Origin of the sequence: Citrobacter sp. Cpo148, assembly GCF_030332375.1 — a bacterium.
Taxonomy (GTDB): Bacteria; Pseudomonadota; Gammaproteobacteria; order Enterobacterales; family Enterobacteriaceae; genus Citrobacter; species Citrobacter portucalensis.
Genome location: NZ_JAOWHY010000039.1, coordinates 1 through 7100, shown reverse-complemented (window position 1 = coordinate 7100; position 7100 = coordinate 1). Strand labels below are relative to the sequence as shown.

Sequence of the window (7100 nt, the reverse complement as noted above, 5' to 3'; positions counted from 1 at the left end):
CCCTGTTTTGCTTCCGGCTCTTTGGGTGTGGTGGTTTTCTTTCGACGACGCTTAACACTGGTTGTCTCTTTTTTCCTGGGTTCACGCGTATGCAACCAGCTGGCAATAACACCGGTATAGGCACCACGATCAGCAAGGGTGAACCGATGACCGTCACCGGCTTTGCGCGTGATGGTGATAACCGGCAGCGGCTTGCCGCTCGCCGTTCTTCCCTGTCCCTGCCGGATAAACAGCAGATTCCCGTCCTTAACGGAAGCAATCGCCCCATACTGTCTCGCCAGTTTCATCAGAAAACTTGCATCGCTTTCATTGGTCTGGTCCAGATGATCCAGCGCCTTATCCGTCAGGTCTTTACCCAGCGCCACTTTGAGGTTATGCCGGGCGGCGATTTCCTTTACCACCTCCCCCACCGTTGTCTGATGCCATGATTTTTCGCGCCGTGTATTGAGGGTTTCACGGAAATCTGCGCTACGCGCCCGGATGGTCAGCCGGTCAGGGGCACCGCTGTGTTCAATTTCATCCACAGTAAAAGCCCCTTTAGGGAATAGCGGCTGGCCTTTCCAGCCCAGCGCCAGCTGAATCACTGCCCCACGTCGCGGCAGGGCGATCAGCCCGTCGGCGTCGTCCAGCTCCAGATCAAGCTGGTCCGCTTCAAAGCCCCGGTTATCCGTCAGCGTCAGACTCATCAGGCGGGTATCCAGCACGGTCGTCACGTCCTTACCTTCAATGACGATACTGAAAGCCGGGCTTTTGCTGTTCAGATTCAGAAGATCAGAATTAACGTTCACTGCAGCAATCCTCCTACCGTGTTCTTAATCCCCCCAATCGCAGAGGCAGCAGAGTCCTGCAGGTTGCTGAGCTGGTCACTCAGGCTCCCGAACATGTCAGACAGCGATTCATCAACCCGTTTAAGGGTGATCGTAAACTCAATGCGCCTGGGCATACCGCTGGCAAAAAACTCCGTCTTTGTCTGGCTCAGACTTTCAATAACAAACATGCCGTAAATAGTTCCGCTGCCTTCAATCAAAGGCCAGGCTTTGCCCTGCTCTGCCATCAACTCCAGCGCCAGCAATGACAGCCTGCCTCCGGTCACTTCCGGCAGCAGAACCCCGGACAGTGTCAGTGAATCATTATCCGGGCCAAGAAACTGCGTTGACGGGCGGCGGTTCACCCGGCTGTTGGCTGCATGTCGCCAGCTGCGCTGATACTGCAGTTCCTGATAAGGGACTGTGCGCAACATAAATACATATAAACCCAGCACCATCATCATGATTCATACCCCCCCCGATCGCTGAAATTGCTGCGCGCTTTTGCCCTGGCCCTGCGTTCCCGCTCGTCAAGCTGCCGTGCCACTTCACGGGCAATATCCTGCGCACTCTGTCCCGGCTGAGCGACGATATGAATGGGCGCATTTATCTCATAACGAATAACTGACTGCGGGCTGTCAGCCTTCACTGGCTGCGTCTGGTATGCCCTCGCAGGCAGGCTGAACGGATGAAGCGGAGCCGCTTCTGCAGGTGTCGCAGCAACCCCCATCACGCCTGCAACGACAGAGGCCAGCGCAGCAGTACGCCGCCTGCTGGTGACATTTGCCGGTCCGTTCACAATTTCAGGGCCATTTTCTCCAACAATGCCAAACTGCCCGCGTGGAATGATCCCGCCCGTGTCGTACATCCCTGCGTAAGCCGGGAACCCGCCTGGCGGCAGCACCACTTTGCCGTCACTGTTCACTGTGGCGAATTGCTGCTGCGTGACCTGCGCAGGCAGTTTCGCCTTTGCCGCCTCCTTACTGACAATACCGAGCTTTTCCAGCAGCCATGACACACCGGATTTAAGAGACTCCAGCGGGTGCATCACCATATTCAGACCTTCCGCCAGCGCCTCACCAAACCGGCGCCCCATTGCTGCTGCGCTGTTCAGCTCTTCGGAAGTGGATTTAACCGGCGTAAGTAAATCACTGAACCAGCCCCACAAGGCCTGCACCCTGTCACCAATCCACTGGAACATGGGCCTGAGCGGCTCAAAGGCGGCGCTGATGGGCGCTGCAGCGGCTTTAAACCCTTCCACCACGCCCCCCAGAAATGCACTGATGGGCTGCCAGTATTTCCACACAACCAGCGCCACACCAGCCAGCGCAGCCACAACCAGCCCTATCGGACTGAGCAGCGCACCCAGCATACCGGAAAGACCAAACAGCGCGCCGCGAAGTAATGCCAGCGGACCAGAAACAAGAAAACGCAATACGCCACCGACAGCTGTCAGCCCACCCCGCAATGCCGCCAGCGGGTTCATCACCATACCGATAACATTACGGATACCTGACATACCGGCACGGAACACGGCAAGCGGAGCACCTGCTACCGTTTTCAGTGCATTACCCGCTATTCCTGCTGAGCGACGCAGGGAATTAAGCGGGGCACTCAGCAACCCGACACTGTCACCGGATGACGCCATACCCCGACGCAACAGGGAAAGTGGCGCACCTGCCAGCCATGACAGGGCACCTCTAGTACGTGTTACCGCTGCAGCAACGGAAGGTAATGTTTTTACACCCAGCACAGACAGGCCAAACCGAATCACCGCAATCGGCCCCAGCACAGCAGCCACCGCCACGGCAAGTGTACCCAGCCCGACAGTGACAGCCGCCGTAGCCGCCGCCACTTTCATCAGCGTGCCAGCCAGCACGGGATTCTGCTCCACCCAGCGACGCAGCGCCCCGGTCACGCCCTTAACCATGCCCATAATATCCATCAGCGGCTGGCGCAGCGTTTCCCCCAGACTGCTGAAAGCGTTCTGCGCGCCCGTCTTAACCAGCAACCACTGCGCAGACAATGAATCCTTGTTAATGTCGGATTCTTTCTGCATGGAGCCATTAGCACCACTGCCTGATGTGAGTTTCAGCTGACGCTGCAGCTCCGGCAGGTTGTTAGCCAGCTTTGCCGCATCATCGCCAAACTCTTTACCAAAAATCATTGTCATGGCTGACAGGCGTTTATCCTGCGGCAGATTGTTGACCTTCTCCAGAACCCGCTGAATGGTGCCCATGGCATCGGTAGTCATCTGCTTTTCAATCTCCGCCGGATTGAGTTTCAGCAGGTTCATACCTTCAAAGAAGCGTTTACTTTGCATGGTGGCAATGGACAACTCACGCACCATGGCATTAGAAGCGCTGGCTGCGATTTCCGGGGCAGCCCCAAGAGAAAGGAATGTTGAACCCAGCGCAGCAGCCTTTCGGAAGTCAAGGCGGTCAGCCACGCCCCCCATACGCTGCAGGACGTTGATAATGTCCCCACCCTTTGACATGGCGTTATCGTCCAGGTAGTTCAGCGCATCGCCCAGTTGCTCAATATTGCGCGTCGGCACTTTATAGAGCTGCGCGATTTTTCCCAGCCCTTCCGCCAGCTCATCGGCGGGCAGCTCAAAAGCCGTTGCAGCTTTTGCCGCCGTGGATGCAAAGGCCAGCAGGTCACGTTTCTGGTCTTCGTAAGGATCATCCTGGTTGGTCACGCCCATGCGCGCGCCCCCCTCAACCAGCGCGGCATAATCTATAGCGCCATTTTCCATCGGCAGCTGCTCACTGGCAGCCTTAATGGCATCCTGCATGTCATAAAACTGTTTTGTACGGTTGCCGTTATCGTCACGAAGCCCGTTTACCTGCTTTGCCACGCCTTTCATGGCATCTTCCATACTGGCGTAGCTCTTAACTGCAGCCATAACCGGCGCGCCCATTGCCAGCCCCGCTGCCGTGGTGGTGGCCCCGGCTCCGGCAATGCGATCCCTTACCTCAAGACTCCTGGAGTATGCCGCACGGGCGGCGTGCATTTTTCGCTGTTGCTCCCCGACACGTCGTAACCTCGCTTCCTGTTCAGAAAGTTGCCTGTTATAACGCATTGTTTCACGGGTAATGCGGGCCGTCGCGCTGGCACCATCACTGGCTGAAATACCGGCACGATAAAGCTCTGCACGCACCAGCGCAGTCTGCTGCTGCAGCTTTTTCTGCCGTTCTTCCAGACGCTGAACAGCCAGCTGTTGACGTCCCAGAGCAACAACCTGCCGTTGAGAAGGCGGCCCCATCGCACCCAGCTCATGACTGAGTAAATTTGCACGCTGGCGGGCATAGTTCAGCCGGTCACCCAGTTTCTGATTTTCTGCCTGTAGCTTTCGGAAGCTGTCCAGACTGCTCCCGGCCTGATCAAGCTGCTTTATTGCATCGCGGGATTTTTTGACAGCAGCAGCCAGCTCTCTTGAGCTGGCCTGCGCGGATCGAAATGGGCGGGTGAGCTTGTCAACCGCATTCAGAATCACCTGCAGACGCAGGCTATTGTCACTCATCGCTGGCCCCGCTTCTCTGAATCGCTTTGTGCCGCCACTCCAGCACCTCAGTCAGCGGCATAACGTCAGTGATGGACGGCGACCAGTGAAAGATGGTGGCGATATCCGCCACCAGGTCATCAATCGTCAGGCTGTCGGTAAACCGGCAAGCACCGACTTCTTCAACAAAAAAGTCACCACCTCGACCGACAGCGCGGTGAGATCGGCGGGGTCCAGTTCAGCCATTTCCTGTGCGGTCAGCGTCGGGGTGGAAATACGCGGGATCACTGTCATCATGGCCCCCACGTCCATATCCATAATGGCCTGCAGGCGGGTGCCGCGCAGCGCACCAGACTGAGGCTTACGCAGCACAATTTCGGTGATTTGGGTTTTACCGCGCATGATTGGCGTATCCAGTTGTACGGTTTTTTCAGTCAGCTTGTCGCTCATGTTCGTTTCCTGTTAATCAGATACTGGCGCGGATCACCGCGCCGTTAAGTTAAATCAGAGGCCAAGGGCGTTACGGTGTGCTTCCATCAGGTCCACGCCGTCAACGATTTCAATCATGTTGACCAGATCAACCTCATAGAGCACTTCGCCGTTAATGGTCAGCTTCGCGTAGCTGTTGGTGCTGCTGACTTTGGTGGTGCTGCTCTCGCCGGTTTTCCACTCGCCGGAATCCACTTCTTTATGACGCCCGCGCACAACCAGCTCAACGGCCTGAACTTCGCCGGTATCGTCACGCTGAATAGAGCCGGTGAAACGCAGCTGGATGCCATCAACGGTTGCCTTGCCCATCTGCTTGAATAACAACAGTTCGGTGCCGCCGATTGAAAATTCCGTGTCCAGTGCGCCGTCATCCAGCCCCATATCCACATCCACCGCGCCCGGCATACCGCCGCCGCGATACTTCTCAAACTTGCGGGTGAATTTCGGCAGAGTCAGGGACTCAACGATCCCCTGCCAGTTGTTCCCGTCGTTGAACAGGTTCAGGTGTTTTAACTTGCGTGGTAATGCCATGTATCCCCCTTATGCACTGACACGGCTGGCAAAATCGACCAGGTAGCGATCGGTGATGCGCTGGCGCAGCATCAGATTTTCAAGTGGCGGCACAGGCGTGTAGTCGTAGTCGATGGTGAGCTTCCCGGCTTTCAGGGAGTCTTTATCGTTCACTGACTCATCCAGCCAGCAGTCAGCCCCGATGAGGTATCCCTGATTTACCAGGCTGCGTAATTTGGCGCGAATACCTTCGATAATGTCGCGGGCCAGTGACGGATTCAGCGGCTTATCCACCGCCCACATATGCCCCTCTGCAATCGTGTCAGCCAGCACCTGCGCCGTGCGGGTGTAGTTCTCAAACGCAAACAAGGGATCGTCACTGAGGCAGCGGGACCCCCAGAAGCGGAAGCCGTCTTTGCAGATCAGCGTGGTGACGTCATTCTGGTTCAGCAGTCCCGCGTCCGTTGCCGGGTCCTGCAGATCCCAGAACACATCAGCGGAAATACCGGTGACGCCATTCACACCCACGTTGGACAGGGTTTTGTGCCAGCCGGTCTGTTCGTCGATTTTGGCGCGCAGACCGAGCGCACGGGCCGAGGCGTAAGCCGTGGCATCGGCTTTCAGAACGGTGTCAAAGTTGATGAAATCAGGCCAGATCAGCATCCCTTCTCGCTGGCTGAAATTGTCCCGGTAAGCAATGGCTTCCTCCACCGTCTTGCAGCCATAGGCAGACAGGTAGGCAAACCCGCGCAGGCTCTGCGCAACACTCATCAACTCAGTGGCTACCGCTTGCGTGTCGTGCCCCGGCACACCAAGAATGCGCGGCTTAACTTTCAGCTGCGACTGCGCAGAAAGCAGCGCTTTCATCCCCGTTTTTTTACCGTCGGACGTGACGCCACCAATAATATTGGAGGTGGTTTCCGCTTCGGTTTCGCCCTGCGCCACGCGCACAACAACCGTCACGGGTTTTGACTGGTCGGCAATCGCATCCAGCGAACGGGCCAGCGTGCCGGACTCGCCTGCTTTACCGCTGGCCTCCAGCACATCCGTCAGCAGAACCGGCTTATTGAGAGGGAATACGGACGCATCAGCATCATCGCCGGTGCAGACCATGCCCACGATAGCGGTGCTCACCGTGGTGATAGATCGGGTGCCCTCGTTGACTTCAACAACGCGCACCCCGTGGTGGTAATCCTGAGCCATAGCGGCGAACCTCCTGATTGGAATAGGCTTCGCCCTATGTTGTATTGATTACGTCACGCAGACAGCTGCGCGGCGTTGTCCTGTTAATCACACAATGTCGCAGGATATTTGCGGTATAACGTCGAGATCCCCACATCAAAAATTAAAGCAACCCGCTGCCGTGTTTCACCTGCAGCAAGTAACCTGCCAGCCTGTGCCCATTGCTCTGGCGTCAGTTTTGGTCTTCGCCCTCCAATCCTGCCTTTAGCTCTAGCTGCTTCCAGTCCCGCACGGGTTCGTTCCACTATCAACTCGCGTTCCATCTCCGCCAGTGCCCCCATAACGTGAAAGAAAAACCGCCCCATTGGCGTACTGGTGTCTATGCTGTCAGTCAGACTGCGGAAATTAACTCCGCGCTGCCGGAGTTCTTCTATCAGGGTAACAAGGTGTCGCATGCTTCTTCCCAGCCTGTCGAGCTTCCATACAACCAGCGTGTCTCCCTCTGATAACGTCCTGAGCAACCTTTTTAGCCCTGGCCTGTCTGCTGTTTTTCCGCTCATTTTGTCTTCAAAAATTAGCTCACATCCTGAGCGTTCCAGTGCATCACG

At 56.6% G+C, this 7100-nt stretch carries 8 protein-coding genes; all 8 read right to left on the bottom strand.

Features of this window, described 5'->3' with window-relative positions:
• Positions 1–788, bottom strand: a 788-nt coding sequence (locus OGY10_RS04245) for a contractile injection system protein, VgrG/Pvc8 family (protein ID WP_286576323.1), incomplete at its 3' end; no start/stop codon positions are given.
• A complete protein-coding gene (locus OGY10_RS04240) occupies positions 785–1270 on the bottom strand; it encodes a phage tail protein (protein WP_000980407.1) in 486 nt (161 codons plus the stop codon). The genes OGY10_RS04245 and OGY10_RS04240, both read right to left, overlap by 4 nt.
• Complete coding sequence (locus OGY10_RS04235) at positions 1267–4332, bottom strand: phage tail tape measure protein (RefSeq protein ID WP_286576337.1); 3066 nt, start codon at positions 4330–4332, stop codon at positions 1267–1269. The genes OGY10_RS04240 and OGY10_RS04235 overlap by 4 nt, the downstream gene beginning before the upstream one ends.
• A complete protein-coding gene (locus tag OGY10_RS04230; RefSeq protein WP_001397628.1) occupies positions 4325–4444 on the bottom strand; it encodes a GpE family phage tail protein in 120 nt (39 codons plus the stop codon). Before OGY10_RS04230 ends, OGY10_RS04235 begins: the two co-directional genes overlap by 8 nt.
• 14 nt (positions 4445–4458) lie before the next feature.
• Positions 4459–4761: a phage tail assembly protein gene (locus OGY10_RS04225; protein WP_001744189.1), complete on the bottom strand. Its 303-nt coding sequence runs from the start codon at positions 4759–4761 to the stop codon at positions 4459–4461.
• 54 nt (positions 4762–4815) lie between these two features.
• Complete coding sequence (locus OGY10_RS04220; protein ID WP_086550357.1) at positions 4816–5331, bottom strand: phage major tail tube protein; 516 nt, start codon at positions 5329–5331, stop codon at positions 4816–4818.
• A 9-nt stretch (positions 5332–5340) separates the two neighbouring features.
• Positions 5341–6513 (bottom strand): phage tail sheath protein, encoded by a 1173-nt coding sequence (locus OGY10_RS04215; RefSeq protein ID WP_060855072.1) that lies wholly within the window; start codon positions 6511–6513, stop codon positions 5341–5343.
• A gap of 83 nt (positions 6514–6596) precedes the next feature.
• Positions 6597–7100 (bottom strand): recombinase family protein (locus tag OGY10_RS04210; RefSeq protein ID WP_286576325.1); only part of this gene is annotated, 504 nt, incomplete at its 5' end.